The sequence below is a fragment of the Roseobacter sp. TSBP12 genome (assembly GCF_009129705.1).
GTDB lineage: Bacteria > Pseudomonadota > Alphaproteobacteria > Rhodobacterales > Rhodobacteraceae > Celeribacter > Celeribacter baekdonensis_A.
The window spans coordinates 261,021-274,977 of sequence record NZ_PYIB01000007.1; the positions used below are offsets into that span (position 1 = coordinate 261,021).

Annotated in this window: 16 protein-coding genes and 1 pseudogene; 7 read left to right on the forward strand and 10 right to left on the reverse strand. The window is 57.7% G+C overall.

Features of this window, described 5'->3' with window-relative positions; translation table 11 throughout:
- Nucleotides 1-70: 70 nt before the first annotated feature.
- The 7 genes from C8029_RS03820 to C8029_RS03850 all read right to left on the reverse strand — a co-directional run bounded on the left by C8029_RS03820 (nt 71) and on the right by C8029_RS03850 (nt 5,315).
- Nucleotides 71-472: a PaaI family thioesterase gene (locus C8029_RS03820; protein ID WP_152002269.1), complete on the reverse strand. Its 402-nt coding sequence runs from the start codon at nt 470-472 to the stop codon at nt 71-73.
- Nucleotides 469-1,134, reverse strand: a complete 666-nt coding sequence (locus C8029_RS03825) for an SOS response-associated peptidase (protein ID WP_009573103.1) — start codon at nt 1,132-1,134, stop codon at nt 469-471. Before C8029_RS03825 ends, C8029_RS03820 begins: the two co-directional genes overlap by 4 nt.
- A 47-nt stretch (nt 1,135-1,181) precedes the next feature.
- On the reverse strand, nt 1,182-2,054 hold the full coding sequence (locus tag C8029_RS03830) for a hypothetical protein (RefSeq protein ID WP_152002270.1): 873 nt from the start codon (nt 2,052-2,054) through the stop codon (nt 1,182-1,184).
- A gap of 98 nt (nt 2,055-2,152) precedes the next feature.
- On the reverse strand, nt 2,153-2,458 hold the full coding sequence (locus C8029_RS03835) for a DnaJ family domain-containing protein (RefSeq protein ID WP_009573101.1): 306 nt from the start codon (nt 2,456-2,458) through the stop codon (nt 2,153-2,155).
- On the reverse strand, nt 2,458-2,940 hold the full coding sequence (locus tag C8029_RS03840) for a GFA family protein (RefSeq protein ID WP_152002271.1): 483 nt from the start codon (nt 2,938-2,940) through the stop codon (nt 2,458-2,460). Before C8029_RS03840 ends, C8029_RS03835 begins: the two co-directional genes overlap by 1 nt.
- 89 nt (nt 2,941-3,029) lie before the next feature.
- Nucleotides 3,030-4,586 (reverse strand): bifunctional metallophosphatase/5'-nucleotidase, encoded by a 1,557-nt coding sequence (locus tag C8029_RS03845; protein ID WP_009573099.1) that lies wholly within the window; start codon nt 4,584-4,586, stop codon nt 3,030-3,032.
- Between the two features lie 126 nt (nt 4,587-4,712).
- Entirely contained in the window at nt 4,713-5,315 is a 603-nt protein-coding gene (locus tag C8029_RS03850) for a TetR/AcrR family transcriptional regulator (RefSeq protein ID WP_152002272.1), read from the reverse strand.
- A gap of 73 nt (nt 5,316-5,388) precedes the next feature.
- Between C8029_RS03850 and C8029_RS03855 the strand changes: the two genes are divergently transcribed.
- The 3 genes from C8029_RS03855 to C8029_RS03865 all read left to right on the forward strand — a co-directional run bounded on the left by C8029_RS03855 (nt 5,389) and on the right by C8029_RS03865 (nt 7,131).
- Nucleotides 5,389-5,643, forward strand: coding sequence for a putative antibiotic biosynthesis monooxygenase (locus C8029_RS03855; protein ID WP_152002273.1), 255 nt, complete (start codon nt 5,389-5,391; stop codon nt 5,641-5,643).
- Nucleotides 5,644-5,707: 64 nt separating this feature from the next.
- The gene (locus tag C8029_RS03860; protein WP_152002274.1) at nt 5,708-6,061 is read left to right on the forward strand and encodes a DUF952 domain-containing protein; all 354 of its coding nucleotides are present in this window, start codon (nt 5,708-5,710) and stop codon (nt 6,059-6,061) included.
- On the forward strand, nt 6,058-7,131 hold the full coding sequence (locus tag C8029_RS03865; protein WP_152002275.1) for a quinone-dependent dihydroorotate dehydrogenase: 1,074 nt from the start codon (nt 6,058-6,060) through the stop codon (nt 7,129-7,131). The genes C8029_RS03860 and C8029_RS03865 overlap by 4 nt, the downstream gene beginning before the upstream one ends.
- Before the next feature lie 7 nt (nt 7,132-7,138).
- On the opposite strand, the gene C8029_RS03870 is transcribed toward C8029_RS03865, so the two are convergent.
- The 3 genes from C8029_RS03870 to C8029_RS03880 are packed head-to-tail and all read right to left on the reverse strand — an operon-like array spanning nt 7,139 to nt 9,385.
- On the reverse strand, nt 7,139-8,464 hold the full coding sequence (locus C8029_RS03870) for an MATE family efflux transporter (protein ID WP_009573094.1): 1,326 nt from the start codon (nt 8,462-8,464) through the stop codon (nt 7,139-7,141).
- 1 nt (nt 8,465) lies between these two features.
- Nucleotides 8,466-8,963: a PaaI family thioesterase gene (locus C8029_RS03875; RefSeq protein WP_009573093.1), complete on the reverse strand. Its 498-nt coding sequence runs from the start codon at nt 8,961-8,963 to the stop codon at nt 8,466-8,468.
- Nucleotides 8,963-9,385 (reverse strand): PaaI family thioesterase, encoded by a 423-nt coding sequence (locus C8029_RS03880; RefSeq protein WP_040402732.1) that lies wholly within the window; start codon nt 9,383-9,385, stop codon nt 8,963-8,965. Before C8029_RS03880 ends, C8029_RS03875 begins: the two co-directional genes overlap by 1 nt.
- A 175-nt stretch (nt 9,386-9,560) precedes the next feature.
- On the opposite strand from C8029_RS03880, the gene C8029_RS03885 reads away from it, so the two are divergent.
- The 4 genes and pseudogenes from C8029_RS03885 to C8029_RS03900 all read left to right on the forward strand — a co-directional run bounded on the left by C8029_RS03885 (nt 9,561) and on the right by C8029_RS03900 (nt 13,880).
- A complete protein-coding gene (locus tag C8029_RS03885) occupies nt 9,561-10,742 on the forward strand; it encodes a putative manganese transporter (protein ID WP_009573091.1) in 1,182 nt (393 codons plus the stop codon).
- Between the two features lie 51 nt (nt 10,743-10,793).
- Complete coding sequence (locus tag C8029_RS03890) at nt 10,794-11,168, forward strand: MerR family transcriptional regulator (RefSeq protein WP_009573090.1); 375 nt, start codon at nt 10,794-10,796, stop codon at nt 11,166-11,168.
- A 511-nt stretch (nt 11,169-11,679) separates the two neighbouring features.
- A complete protein-coding gene (locus C8029_RS03895) occupies nt 11,680-12,078 on the forward strand; it encodes a MerR family transcriptional regulator (protein ID WP_040402689.1) in 399 nt (132 codons plus the stop codon).
- A gap of 30 nt (nt 12,079-12,108) precedes the next feature.
- Nucleotides 12,109-13,880 (forward strand): annotated as a pseudogene (locus C8029_RS03900) (acyl-CoA dehydrogenase C-terminal domain-containing protein).
- Nucleotides 13,881-13,957 lie beyond the last annotated feature (77 nt).

Genomic DNA, 13,957 nt, shown 5'->3' on the forward strand with positions numbered 1-13,957 from the left:
TGTATGAGGTCTTTGACACTCAGGTAACACCTCCCGCAAACAAATTCAATATTTTGAATGAAACTGCGTCCTAGGATTGCACCTTAAAGGTGCCGACTGCCGTTGCGATCAATTCGCCCGTCTCATCCAAAAGACGCCCTTCGGTGAAAAACGTTTTAGCCCCGCCACCAACCCGCCGTCCTTCGGCAATGAGGCGCGCGCCTTTGGGGCGAGACAGGTAATTGACCGTCAGCGAGAGCGTCAATGTCATCCTCACATCCTGCATATCGCCGGTAAAAGCACCAGAATACCCCATGGCCGTATCGAGTATCATGGCGTAAATCCCACCATGGGGAATGCCTGAGCGATTGGTCATAAACGGCGCTATCTCGGCCTCAAACCGAGCAAAATCTGTATTCCAATCCGTCATCGCGATGCCCAAATGCGCCAAAGCCGCAGACGGGGCTTCCAGAAAGGGCTTTTGCTCAGTCATTCATTGATCTCCTCAATCAGTTCAGGACCTGTGGCCCGATTAGAATTTATGGCGCGGCTGACGCGATGAAAGCGCAGCGCAGCGTCGGGCGCGGCCCGCATCAACGTTGCGGCCCCGTGGCCCTCTTCGCCAAGCCATTTCGCCCAATCTTCGGGACGCAACATCACCGGAATGCGGTGATGAATCTCCGCCATGCGGCCCTCGGCCTCCGTGGTGACCATGGCGCAGGTCGATAGGCGTTGACCATCCTGATCCCAGTCCTGCCAAATCCCGGCAAAGACCATCGGACCCTCATCTGCGGGTTGAATAAACCACGGGAGTTTGTCGCCCCCCTCGGGACGATGCCATTCATAAAACCCATCTGCTGGGATGAGGCAACGGCGCAGACGGCACGCATCGCGAAAGGCCGGTTTGTCCGCAAGGGTTTCGGCGCGGGCATTGATCAACAACGGGCCATCATTGGGCGTTTTGTACCATTTGGGGATAAACCCCCAACGCATTGGCACAAGGCGACGGTGATCACCGGCGCGATAGATCACATGGATGTCGGTCGTCGGACAAACATTGTGATTGGGCACGCAAGGCAGGGCGTTCGCAGGGGCCGCTTCAAACAGCTGCACCATCACGTCCGAGGCAAGAGTATTGGCGAAGCGTCCACACATGAGATGGATATACGCGCCACTCTTACGAACGGAAAGCCTCTTTGCGCCTAGAAACTAAAGCCCAATCGGTCGTCCATCCAAAGGCGTCGGGCTTGCAATGCGCCCCGCGTTCCCGTGCGCGTCCCAGTCTCAAGCCGATAGGCGATGGAATACGTCATCTGTGAGCTGGAGCTGGCATGGCTGTCTGATTGGATCGCTCGCACATGGAGAGTCGAGTGATCATTCAAACTGTAAAGCATGGAGAGGCTATAAAAATCAAACGGCTCGCTCAGTTCTGCCCCAGCGTAAGCGGCCCATTTGCCTCCCAAAAGCGCACCGCCGCCAAATCCTATCTTCAGGTCTGCATCACTGGCCTCTTTGACCCCGCCGAGAAGGTAGAGATCGCCCGCCTCATATTCGCCCCAGACATGTCCCGTCGACACATCGGCATCCAGCCTGTGGGAGAGGCTGCTATACACTGTCAGTTCGTCCGTCAAACGGTAGCTTACATCAAGAGACAGTAGATCGTCGCCTTCCTGTTTAAGCTCATGACGGACGCCCAAAACGGCACCAAAATCCTCCGCCTCATGATCGAGATAGAGGCCGGTATAGTCGCTGTCCGCGTGATCATATTCCGCCAGCAACCGCAGGGACTCGGTCAAACCATACCCGACCCAGAGCGTTTGAGATTGTAGGTTAAAGGTGGCGATCCCTGGAAATTCGGAGCGCACATACCGAAGGGAACCACCAAAGACCACCGACTCTTGTGCCCATTCGACCGCAGCGGAAGTCTCATATTCGGTCCATTCAAAGCCCGAGGTTCCGCCATCAGAATGTAGGGCAGAAAGACCCAAATCGACATAGCTTGCCTGAGCGTGCGCGCAGAGCGGCAACAGCGTTCCGATGAACAGCAACAAAGAGCAAAGGCCAGACCGAAACATAGGGATTCCCGCGGTTAAAGACATTGCCCCCATAAACCCCGAAACGCCTTAACAAACCCCCAACAGCATTAGGTTTTTCGATCTTTCGCAAAAACTCTCTAGCGATACGCTTTGCGGGCGATGTCGATTTTGGCATCCATCATCGACATGTCTTTCATGATCTCGGTGCGCCTCGTGCGATCCGACGTCTCGCGCAACTCAGTGCGCAGCTTTTCCAACTCCCGCCCCAACAAAACAAACTCCGGCACGCCGCCATTTTCCTGAACCACACGATTCAAAAGCGCGTTTTCCGGGTCGTCGCAGTCAGGCAAAGGCTTGCCCGCACCGGGCAAGTTGTCGAACTCGCCCCGCGCTTCGGCCTCCGCAATTTTGGCATTGATCAGATCGAGAAGCGGATGATCCATCACGCCCGCCCCAAGGCCATATTCCGCCGCGCGATGGCCGCCGGCGTCCAGACCTCTTTGGTTGGATAGTAGTCGGGATAGATTTTGGCGCCGTCAGGAAAGCGCATCCAAGGCACGGCGGTGGAGGTAAAAATGAACACATCCGGGGTGATCTCGCGCGCCTGATCCAACGTCCCAACCCGCACAAAGGCCAGCGCGCGCCCGGCCCCGGCGTAATGCGACCACAACGCCACATGGCAGGAGGGGCAGCGGGCGATGGTCTGGCCTTTGCCAGAATTGGACGCGGTTTCGACCTCCATCGGTGTGCCTTTGGTCACTGTCAGTTTGGCCCTTTCAATCAGGCCATTGAGGGCAAAGGCCGACCCGGTTTCGCGCTGGCACCATGTGCAATGACAAGAATGGACGCACATGAAGCTATCGCCCAGCGCATATTCAATCTCCCCACAGGTGCAGCGTCCGCGCATCTCTTTCTCCACGCTCATGTCTTAGGGTCCCAGTCATCAGAAAAGCCCCCGCAACGGTAGCGAGGGCTTTCCAAATTTTCCAGCGTCAAAAGAGGGGTTTTCGCCCCTTATTTGACGGTGATGCGGCCGTCTGTGTAGGGCGTGTATGGGCCATTCTGGATCAGATATTCGGCCACAACATCGGCCACATCGGGACCGAAATCATAGGCATTCTCTGCCGAGATGAACATTTTGAACCCATCGCCACCGTTGCGGACGTAGTTGTTGGACACAACGCCGTAGACCTTATCCAGATCAATCGGCGCACCGCCCACCATCACGTCAGACACGCGCGCGCCAACCTCGGCAGAGCCGTCATAGGCATAGGTCAGACCCGCAACTTGCAGGAAACGACCCGCCACGTCTGTCAACTGGCTCACGCCATTTTCAAGCGCTTCGACAATGGTCGAGCCGGGCACATAGAAGGTGGAGAGGGTGTTTTGGAACGGCAGAACGGTCAGAACCTCGCCCATCGTCACCGGACCCGCATCAATAGAGGAGCGCACACCGCCGCCGTTTTGCAGCGCGATTTCAATGCCTTGACCTTTCACGCGGGCCAACATCGCATCTGCCAGAAGTGTCCCCATTTCGCATTCCATTGTGCGACAGGTGTTTTTGTCGCCATCAATCGCTGCGGTGGTTTCGGCCACGACTTTGTTGCGGATTTCCTCAAGCGGAACAGCCGCTTCGGCGATGCGAGCGACGGTGACCTCGTCCTCGGACACGGCAGCATCCATAATGATCGGCGCACCAACGGCTTCGGTGATCTCACCGGCGTCGTCAAATGTGACGTTCAATTCGCCCAAGAACTTGCCGTAAGCATAGGCCGACAGAATGGCGGTGTTGCCCACCATGGTCGGGTACGGCCCTTCGGCCCCCTCCATGTCGCCCAAAAGCGTGTTGGAGTGACCGCCGACGATCACATCCACGCCGGTGGTGTTGGCGGCAACGGTTTTGTCGACGTTATAGCCGGAGTGGGACAGAACGATGATTTTGTTCACGCCCTCGGCGGTGAGTTTGTCGACCTCGCCTTGAACCGCATCGGAGGGATCGGTGAAGATCACGTTCGGACCGGGGGAGGCCAATTCGTCCGTATCATGCGGCGTCAGACCGATCAGGCCGATCTTTTCGCCACCGCGTTCGATGATGGTGGATTTGAGCAGCTTATCGGCCAACAAAGGCTCGCCAGAGAAATCGGCGTTCGACATCAGGACTGGAAAGGTCACCGCATCCATAAAGCCGCGCAGCACTTCGGGACCATCGTCGAATTCGTGGTTGCCCACCGTCATCGCGTCATAGCCGAGCTTGTTCATCATCTCGGCGGCAAGTTTGCCTTTGTAATAGGTGTAGAACAACGTGCCTTGGAATTGGTCGCCGCCATCGACGAGGATGGAGTTGTTCGACCGCTTGCGCGCCTCTTCCACAGCCGTCACCAGACGCGCCGAGCCCCCGAAACACTTGCCTTCGGTGTTGTCCTCGCTTGAGCACCCGGCATCGTATTTCGAAATCGGTTCGAAACGCGCGTGGAAATCATTGGTGTGGAGAATAGTGAGCGAATAATCGGCATAGGCCGCACCAGCGGAGACCATCATAGCCGCCGAAGTCAGAAGGATTTTTTTGAGCATTTCTGCACCCCTGTTGAATTGATACCATAAACCCTGACGAGAGTTGACCGAAGAGTCAAAGCTCTAACCTCTTCATCAGCTACATTTCTCATGTAACAGTTTTGTAACGCACGAATGACAGGCAGGTCATTGTTTTTCGACAATCCAGCCAGACACCACGTCACGGGCCAACCGATGCGGATCTGTCGTAAGGCGATCTGTGAGCAATCTCAGCCAAGCTGCCGCCATGATCGTATCCGCCAAGGCGTCCGGTTCGACACCCTCGCGCAATTCACCACATGCCTGCGCCCATCCGACCGCCTCACTCAAGGCCGCCAAACGTTCCAAGCGATAGCGCTCCAATGCCTCTGCCACATCCTGATCCGACTGCGCCTCGGCAATGATTAAGCGAAACACCTGCCCCTCCGATGTTTTCCAGAATGCGAACACATAGCGGTAAAACTCTGCGATGGTGTCGACCAGATTGCCCATATCCTTGTGTTGATGCGCGCCCTTGGAGCGCTCATAGACCGCCACCAAAAGCGCGCCCCGATTGGGCCACCACTTGTAAAGCGTCGCTTTGCCCGCCCGCGCGCGCCGCGCCACCGCCTCCATCGTCAAGCCATGCACGCCCTTTTCACGCAACAAATCACAAGCGGCATCCAGAATCGCCGCCTCCGTTGCCGGGTTGCGCCGCGCGCCGATCGACCGTCTTTGCGGCTTTGCGCACTCACCTGTGAATTCTGGCACAGACGACCTCCTTTACATATCAGAACACGCCGTTCATATAAAACGAAACGCATCGTTCCGTTTGGAGTATCACATGCCCACAGTCACCACCAGCCCCACAGTCACCACCAGCCCCGCCACCCCACGCAAACCCAATCGCCTGCGGTTTAGCGCCTTTGTTTTTTTGGGCGTCTACCCCTTGGTGACCACCCTGATCTATGCCCTCGCCCCTGTCACAAGCGACTGGTCGATCTGGCAACGCAATCTCGTCATGGTGCCGATCATCGTTCTATCCATGGTGTTTTTCATCATCCCACGGATTCACAGACATTTCGGTCGCTGGCTGTGACCCTGCGCCCGCTGGGACACAAAGCCCCATTGACCAAGTGCTGCAGCACTGGCATCTGAGAGACATGCATATTTACAAAATCTTCCGGGCCCCCGAATGGGCGGCCATGCAGGCGGGCGGCGAGACCCTTGGTGCACCTGTTGACCTGGCCGATGGCTATGTCCACTTCTCCACCAAAGATCAGGTCAAAGAGACCGTGACCAAATGGTTTGCGGGCGAGGAAGGTCTGCATATTCTCGCCTGCGACAGCGACGCTATGGCCCCGCATATCAAATGGGAGCCGTCGCGTGGCGATGCCTTGTTCCCACATCTCTATCGTGCCCTGCGCATGGATGACATCCTGTGGGTCAAAACCCTGCCGCTTGGCCCCGAAGGGCATCTCTTTCCAGAAGATCTATGCCAGAGGATCAATGAATGACTCTCTTTGAACAGGTCGGCATGGCGCTTTTGCGCAGCCTCGACCCGGAGAAATCCCATCACTTCGCCCTGTCCGCCCTGCGCGCGGGCTTGGCCCCCCTGCCCGGTCCGATCACATCGACGCGGCTGAAAACCAAAATCGCAGGCCTTGAGATGCCCAATCCCGTGGGTCTGGCCGCCGGGTTTGACAAAAACGCCGAAGCCATCCCGCAACTGGCGCGCGCGGGCTTTGGCTTTATTGAACTGGGTGCCGTAACCCCGCGCCCTCAGCCGGGCAACCCAAAACCGCGCCTGTTTCGCCTGAGCGAAGATCATGCGGTGATCAATCGCTTTGGCTTTAACAATGACGGGATGGAGGTGATCGGCAATCGCTTGGCGCGCTGCCGCCAGTCGACCCACCGCGCCAAAATCCCCGTTGGCCTGAACCTTGGTGCCAACAAAGACAGCGAAGATCGCGCCGGTGATTTCGCCAAAGTGCTGACCCATTGCGGCAATGCGATTGATTTCGCTACGGTCAATGTCTCCTCGCCCAACACCGAACGCCTGCGCGACTTGCAGGGGCCTGAGGCGCTTGAGGCTCTGTTGCGCGGCGTGTTGGAGGCGCGCACAGATTTGGATCATAAAGTGCCGGTGTTCTTGAAAATCGCCCCGGATTTGGAGGCCTCCGAACTGACCGAACTGGCCGAGGTGGCGCGCAAATCCGGCATTGACGCAGTGATCGCCACCAACACCACTTTATCGCGTGAAGGTTTGAAATCTGCACACAAAGACGAGATAGGCGGTCTGTCTGGTCGTCCATTGTTCGAAAAGTCCACGCGGGTTCTGGCGCAATTGTCCCGTGATTTGGGCGATGACATGCCACTGATCGGGGTCGGTGGCATCGCCTCCGCTCTCGACGCCTATACCAAAATCCGCGCCGGGGCCTCGGTGGTTCAACTTTACTCAGCGATGGTCTATCAGGGCCTTTCACTGGCACCGCGCATCGCGCGTGGTTTGGACGATCTGCTCAAACAAGACGGGTTTGACACGGTCGCGGAAGCGGTCGGCACCAAGCGCAGCGATTGGCTTTAACCCATCTTTAACCCACGCGCGTGGCCTGTGCCTCAAGCCCCGGATATTTCCACAAAAGCGTCGCACCCCGCGCGATATAGCTGACCATCAGCGCGGCCCAAAGACCGTGATTGCCGAACAACGGGATCATCAGGACCACGGCAATGACATAAGCCAAAAGCGACAGAATCATCATATTGCGCATATCGCGGGTGCGGGTTGCGCCGATGAAAATCCCGTCCAACATCCAGGCCGCCAAGCCCAAAAGCGGGGCCAAAACCATCCATGGTAAAAACGCCCGCGCCGCAATGCGCACTTCGGGCGCGGTGGTCATGGTGTCGATGATCGCACCGCCAAAGACGGCAAAACCCAGCGCCAAAAGCCCAGAGGCAATCAGCCCCCAAAACGAGGCCAGCAAAGCGCCGCGCCGCAACGCCGCGCGCGAACGTGCGCCAAGTGCATGACCGACAATGGCCTCGGCAGAAAAGGCAAAGCCATCGAGGGCATAAGCGGTGATCTCGATAAACTGCATCAGGATTTGGTTGGCCGCCAAAGTGCGGTCGCCAAACCCGGCACCGAGAAAGGTAAAGCTGACCATGATGGCCAGCAGCAGCACGGAGCGGATCAAAATATCGGTATTGACCTTGGCCATATAGATCAGCCGCGCCCGGTCAAACACCCGCGCCCAGTCGCGCCAACTTGGCACGTTGAACGCATCGCGACAGAGCCAAAGCCCCATCATCGCACCGCTGACCTCGGCCAAAACCGTCGCCGTCGCCACGCCCTGAACCCCCCAGCCCAGCCCCAGCACGAACCAGAGGTCCAAACCGATGTTGAGCCCGTTCATCCACAATTGCAGCACCAAGACGCCACGGGTACGCTCCTGGGCGATCAACCAGCCGGTGATACCGTATAGCGCGATGGCAAAAGGCGCGGACCAAATGCGGATGGAAATATAACTGCGGGCAAGCCTTTCGACCTCGGGCGAGGCCGGAGACAGGCGAAAGGCGGCCCAAAGAATCGGCACCTGAAGCGCGATCAACGCGACACCGCCGACCACACCGATCATCAACGCGCGGGTCAAAAGGGCGGCCACTTCGCCCGTATCCGCGGCCCCGCGCGCCTGTGACACCAACCCGGTGGTGCCCATGCGCAAAAAACCGAAGAGCCAGTAAATTGACGCCAGAATAATCGCGCCAACCCCCACGGCCCCAATCGGTGCGGCCAGTCCCATTTGTCCCACCACGCCCGTATCCACCGCGCCAAGGATCGGCACGGTGGCGTTGGACAAAACGATGGGAATGGCGATTGTAAGGACCCGTTTGTGGGTCAGTGCCACCGATGCGTCAGTCATTTCAGGGCTGCACCTCAAGCTCGGGCATCAAGAAATGCCCCATGGCTTGTACGGTCGGTCGGGCCCGGTTGTCCTGCCACGCCTCCACCCGAACAGAGGCATAGCGCCGCCCCGCGCGGGTGATCTCGGCGCGAGCATAGGCATCGCGCGGCAGGCCGGAGCGCAGATAATCCACAGTTATATCGATGGTTTTTGGCAAGGCGGGCATCACCTCCACGCCCTCCCCCGCCTCCATCCGTGGCCAAATCAAAGACCAGCCCAGCGAAATGATCGCCGTGACCTCCAAAAACGCCGCCAAAGCCCCGCCATGCAGCGCAGGCAGGGTGGGATTCCCAATCAAATCAGGACGATATGGCATGATCGCGGTCAATTCATCGCCGCGCCGTTCAAATTCAAAACCCATAAAGGTGATATAGGGCACCCGCGCCACCAAGGCGGCAAGCGCCGCATCGCGCCGTTCTTTGACGACCTGGACGGGTTCGGGTTTGGCTCGCATCATCACGTACGCTCCACGGTAAAGGCCCCTGTGGCGGCGGCAACGGGGACATCGGAGGTTCCATCATTGGCCGACACCCGCACGAAAGCGACGGAGCGGGTCATGTGGTAACAAATCGCATGGGCGGTGATGGTCGCGCCGGGTTTGGCGGCGCGCATGTAATCTATTCTCAGATCAATCGTAGCGGTCGCCGGCCCTGATTTCGGATGGCTCATAACGGAGGCCCCGGCGCATGTGTCCATCAAGGCCGACACCGCGCCACCATGGATCACGCCCGTGTCCGGGTCGCCGATCAGCGCTTCGGAGTAGGGCATAAAAATCTCTGCCTCCCCCTGACCGATCGAATCAAGTTTCATGCCAAGCGCCCGGCAGTGCGGCAAGGCTTCGATGAATTGGCGGGCAATTTTTGTACGTTCTTCGGTCATAAAAGGCTCATTGGAGACGGCTGATTGACTGTGCACAGCGGTGCTTTTGGGCGGCGGCGGGCAAAACTCGACCCTTTGGGCATGGGTTTGCATAATGTGGCTTGCAACACGGGCTGCAAGGTTTATCTTCTGCAATTAAGAATGACTTGCAACTAACCCCACGGAAGTTTCCCGCATGACCAACATTGCCCGCCCCAATGAAGCCCGCGTCGAAGCCCGCGTCGCGGTGCCCAATACAGTGCCACTGGCAAAACTGGCGATCCAGCGGCCACTGCGTTTCAAACGTATCATCATCGCCCTCGCTTTTGTCGCGCTGGCATTGGCCCCAGCCCCGCTTGGCGCGCTTACCCGAGCACAAATGACCGACGCCTTCACCCAGGTCTCCGCTTTTGTCGCCGCCACATTGTTGTTGTTTTACGGCGCGGAGCGTGTGTTTCGGTTTAGTATGGGCGAAGCGCTCAAAGGGGCGAGATGGATGCAGGTGCCACTCGCCTCCCTGCTGGGCGCGACCCCCGGATGTGGCGGCGCGGTGATTGTGATCGCAGCCTATTCCAGCGGCAATGTCGGCTTTGGTGCAGTGGTGGCGACACTCACGGCGACCATGGGCGACGCGGCGTTTTTGTTGATCGCCACCCGACCCGATGCGGCGCTTGTGGTCCTGCCATTGTCTTTCGCCACGGGCATTCTGTTTGGCTGGTTGGTGGATGTGCTTCATCCCAACGGCGTGACGCGCAGCGCAGGCTCCGCCTGTGAGTTGGCACCTCGGATTGGCCGCATCCGTCCGCGCGACATCGCCTATCTCGTCCCGCTCTTCCCCGCACTTGCCGTTGGTGTCGCACAATTGGCACAGATCGAACTTACCACCCTGTTCGGCATCCCGATCACCGTCTTCGCGCTGATCGGCACGGGCATGGGTCTGGTGATTTGGGTCCTCTCGCCAGTTCAGGCAATGACTCACCCGGACGATGCACCGGTGACGCGTATGGCTGAGGAAACCTCATTTATCTCGGTCTGGGTGATCGGGGCCTATCTGACCTATGAATATGCGGCGCAGTTTTTGGGTCTGGACCTTGCTGCGTTGTTTTCCTCGATCGCGCCACTGTTGCCCCTGATCGCCATTCTGATCGGATTCATCCCCGGTTGCGGCCCGCAGGTTTTGGTCACAACACTCTATATCAACGGGCTGATCCCCTTTGCAGCGCTTTTGGGCAATGCGATTTCCAACGATGGCGACGCTTTGTTCCCCGCCATCGCGTTGGAACCGCGTGCGGCCGTGCTGGCCACCGCTTATACTGCAATCCCGGCCTTGATCCTCAGCTATGTCGTTTACTATGGTTTCCCAAACGTTCTGAATTAAGTTGCGAAACTAAACCCATCAGTTTAGATGCGACGTGAGGAGAGTGAAGCCATGTCTGACCAACGTCTCACGTTTAAGGAAATGTGCGCGCAGTTCGATGTGACGCCGCGCACCCTGCGATATTACGAGTATATCGAATTGCTGGCCCCCGAAAAGGAAGGCCGGTCACGGTTTTACACCCCGCGCGAACTGGCGCGGATGAAACTGATTCTTCGGGGCCGTCGCTATGGGTTTTCACTCGAAGAGATTCGCCAATGGCTGTCGATCTACGAAGAAGAAGGCACCGATGCGCAATCGGCGGCCTTTATCGACTTGGCAGATCGTCAACTTCAAGCGCTGACAGAACAACGTCAGGACCTCGACAAGGCGATTGATGAGCTCAAGAAACTGCGCGCAGACACTCTGGCGGGTGGCAAACCCGCCTGAGGGCCGCCGCACCCTCATACCCAAAATGACCCTAAGGCGCTGCAAATGTTACGCCGCCGCCGTGGTGTGGCCTTCCAGTCTTGTGACCTTCCATGCATTGTGATGAATGCCTATGACGATACTCATGCGCCTTGCGGGCAAATGCGCGCCCTTACGACGCAACGTCTTTGGCGGGAAAAGCCCAGAGATTGCATTTTGACGGCACTCAGCCGCAATGCCTAACACCCCAGAATTGGACCAAAACCCAAAGCGCTTTAATATCAATTTTAGCTGATATTTTCTTTACTTTTGAACAATTCCCCAAACCGTTTGCAATCAATCTGTCGAATGAATATCTTTTTGACTGAGACGATCCGACGCGCAAAACTTGCCTGATCGGAAGTGACGCCACGTTTCGATTAAAGAGATGGGCAAGAAGCGAATAGGATGGGGCGAAGGCAGAACTTCGCGCGCCCCACAGTCGGTATGTGGACCATATCCACCGCTGACGGGAAACGGAGTAAACCGCCCGATGACGAAAGAGGTAATGACCATCCGCGAAATGTGTGAGGCGTTCGACGTAACGCCGCGCACCTTGCGCTTCTATGAGGCCAAAGAACTGATCTTTCCGATCCGCGAGGGACAGAAACGCCTGTTCACCAAACGCGATCGGGCTCGTTTGAAACTGATCATGCGGGGCAAAAAATTTGGCTTTTCTTTGGAAGAGATCCGGCAATTGCTTGATCTGTTCTCAGAGAACGACGGAGGGGTGGTGCAGCTACGCGAGACGTTAAAGGCGTATCGCGTTAAGCTTGCGGGGATGGAGGAGCAAAAACAACTGCTCCTCAGTGTCATGGCCGATTTGGAGCATGAGATTGAGTTCGCCGAAACCGAACTTGAGAAACAGACACGCGAGGGCACAAAAAGCTGACCTCGCGAGACACGCAAAGGGAGATCAGCCATGCCGAGCTACACGGCGCCAACAAAAGACATTCAATATGTTCTGCACGATGTGTTGAACATTTCGAACTCCGAGGTGCCGGGCTACGCCGACCTCGATCGCGAATTTACCGAAGCCATTTTGGACGCTGCGGGCCAATTGGCCTCCGAAGTGATTGCGCCGTTGAACACGGTGGGCGACACAGAAGGCTGTACGTTTGAGAACGGGGTGATCACCACGCCGACCGGGTTCAAAGCGGCCTTTGAACAAGTCAAGGAAGGCGGCTGGCCGGGGCTCGATCTGCCAGAAGAATACGGCGGCCAAGGTCTGCCCTATCTGATCAGCACCGCCGTGGGCGAATTGTTTTCCGGCGCGAACCAAGCCTTCACCATGTATCAGGGCCTGACCCATGGCGCGGCGTCGGCGATTTTGGTGCATGGCACCGAAGATCAAAAAGCCACCTACCTGCCGAAAATGACCTCCTGCGACTGGACCGGGACGATGAACCTGACGGAGCCGCATTGCGGCACCGATCTGGGCCTGATGCGCACCAAGGCCGAGCCGCAGGACGACGGCTCCTACAAGATCAGCGGCCAAAAGATTTTCATCTCGGCGGGCGATCACGACATGTCCGAGAACGTCATCCACCTTGTGCTGGGCAAGATCGTTGGCGGGCCTGAGGGGATCAAGGGCGTGTCGCTGTTCATCGTGCCGAAGTCTTTGGTCAACGAAGATGGCTCCCTAGGCGCGCGCAATGGCGTGTCCGTTGGCTCCATCGAAGAGAAAATGGGCATCCACGGCAACTCGACCTGCGTGATGAACTATGACGAAGCGACGGGGTATCTTTTGGGCGATATGCATAAAGGCATGCGCGCGATGTTCACCATGATGAACGAGGCGCGTTTGGGCGTCGGCATGCAGGGCCTCGCCCAAGCCGAAGCCGCCTACCAAAACGCCGTGATTTACGCCAAAGACCGGCTTCAGGGCCGCGCTGTCACCGGTGCCGAAAACCCCGAGGCCCGGCCGATCCGCTGATCGTGCACCCGGACATCCGCCGCAACCTGATGGATCAAAAGAGTTTTATCGAGGGCGCGCGGGCCTTTATGCTTTGGGGCGCGCAACTGATTGATGCGGGTCACAAAGGCGGCGACACCGCCGCAGAGGGCCTCGTGTCCTTGATGACGCCGGTGCTCAAAGGGTTCCTCACCGACAAAGGCTATGAGGCGACCGTGAACGCGCAACAGGTCTATGGCGGCCATGGCTATATCGAAGAATGGGGCATGTCCCAATTCACCCGCGATGCCCGAATTGCGATGATCTATGAGGGCGCGAACGGCGTTCAGGCGCTGGACCTCGTGGGTCGCAAATTGGCGCAGGACGGTGGCAAACACGTCATGGCCTTCTTTGACATGGTCAAAACCTTCTGCAAGGAGAACGGCGACGGCGACATGGCGGAATTTGTTGATCCGCTCAAAGCCGCCTCGAAAGACCTTCAGGGCGCGGGCATGTATTTCATGCAAAACGGCATGAAAAACCCGAACGCGGCACTGTCTGGCTCCTATGACTTCATGCATCTGTTTGGCTATGTCTGCCTTGGTCTGATGTGGGGTCGGATGGCGAAAACCTCGCTCACTGCGCTGGCCAATGGCACCGACGATCCCGAGTTCCACAAAAACAAACTGATCACCGCGCGCTATTACATGGCCCGTTCGCTGCCGATGACCGGCACGCTGTTGAAACGGATCGAATCTGGTGCCGATCCGGTGATGGCGCTGGCCGCCGAAGCGTTCTAAACTCGGGTCACCTTGATCTTTTGGCCCCTCGCCCGGATGTCGGGCGGGGGGTCTTTTTGTGTGTCGGCCCAAATGGG

Bases quoted from the DNA above. Each gene is read 5' to 3' on its own strand.
- C8029_RS03820 (WP_152002269.1), bottom strand. From the start codon at position 472: ATGACTGAGCAAAAGCCCTTTCTGGAAGCCCCGTCTGCGGCTTTGGCG.
- C8029_RS03825 (WP_009573103.1), bottom strand. From the start codon at position 1,134: ATGTGTGGACGCTTCGCCAATACTCTTGCCTCGGACGTGATGGTGCAG.
- C8029_RS03830 (WP_152002270.1), bottom strand. From the start codon at position 2,054: ATGTTTCGGTCTGGCCTTTGCTCTTTGTTGCTGTTCATCGGAACGCTG.
- C8029_RS03835 (WP_009573101.1), bottom strand. From the start codon at position 2,458: ATGGATCATCCGCTTCTCGATCTGATCAATGCCAAAATTGCGGAGGCC.
- C8029_RS03840 (WP_152002271.1), bottom strand. From the start codon at position 2,940: ATGAGCGTGGAGAAAGAGATGCGCGGACGCTGCACCTGTGGGGAGATT.
- C8029_RS03845 (WP_009573099.1), bottom strand. From the start codon at position 4,586: ATGCTCAAAAAAATCCTTCTGACTTCGGCGGCTATGATGGTCTCCGCT.
- C8029_RS03855 (WP_152002273.1), top strand. From the start codon at position 5,389: ATGCCCACAGTCACCACCAGCCCCACAGTCACCACCAGCCCCGCCACC.
- C8029_RS03860 (WP_152002274.1), top strand. From the start codon at position 5,708: ATGCATATTTACAAAATCTTCCGGGCCCCCGAATGGGCGGCCATGCAG.
- C8029_RS03865 (WP_152002275.1), top strand. From the start codon at position 6,058: ATGACTCTCTTTGAACAGGTCGGCATGGCGCTTTTGCGCAGCCTCGAC.
- C8029_RS03870 (WP_009573094.1), bottom strand. From the start codon at position 8,464: ATGACTGACGCATCGGTGGCACTGACCCACAAACGGGTCCTTACAATC.
- C8029_RS03875 (WP_009573093.1), bottom strand. From the start codon at position 8,963: ATGATGCGAGCCAAACCCGAACCCGTCCAGGTCGTCAAAGAACGGCGC.
- C8029_RS03880 (WP_040402732.1), bottom strand. From the start codon at position 9,385: ATGACCGAAGAACGTACAAAAATTGCCCGCCAATTCATCGAAGCCTTG.
- C8029_RS03885 (WP_009573091.1), top strand. From the start codon at position 9,561: ATGACCAACATTGCCCGCCCCAATGAAGCCCGCGTCGAAGCCCGCGTC.
- C8029_RS03890 (WP_009573090.1), top strand. From the start codon at position 10,794: ATGTCTGACCAACGTCTCACGTTTAAGGAAATGTGCGCGCAGTTCGAT.
- C8029_RS03895 (WP_040402689.1), top strand. From the start codon at position 11,680: ATGACGAAAGAGGTAATGACCATCCGCGAAATGTGTGAGGCGTTCGAC.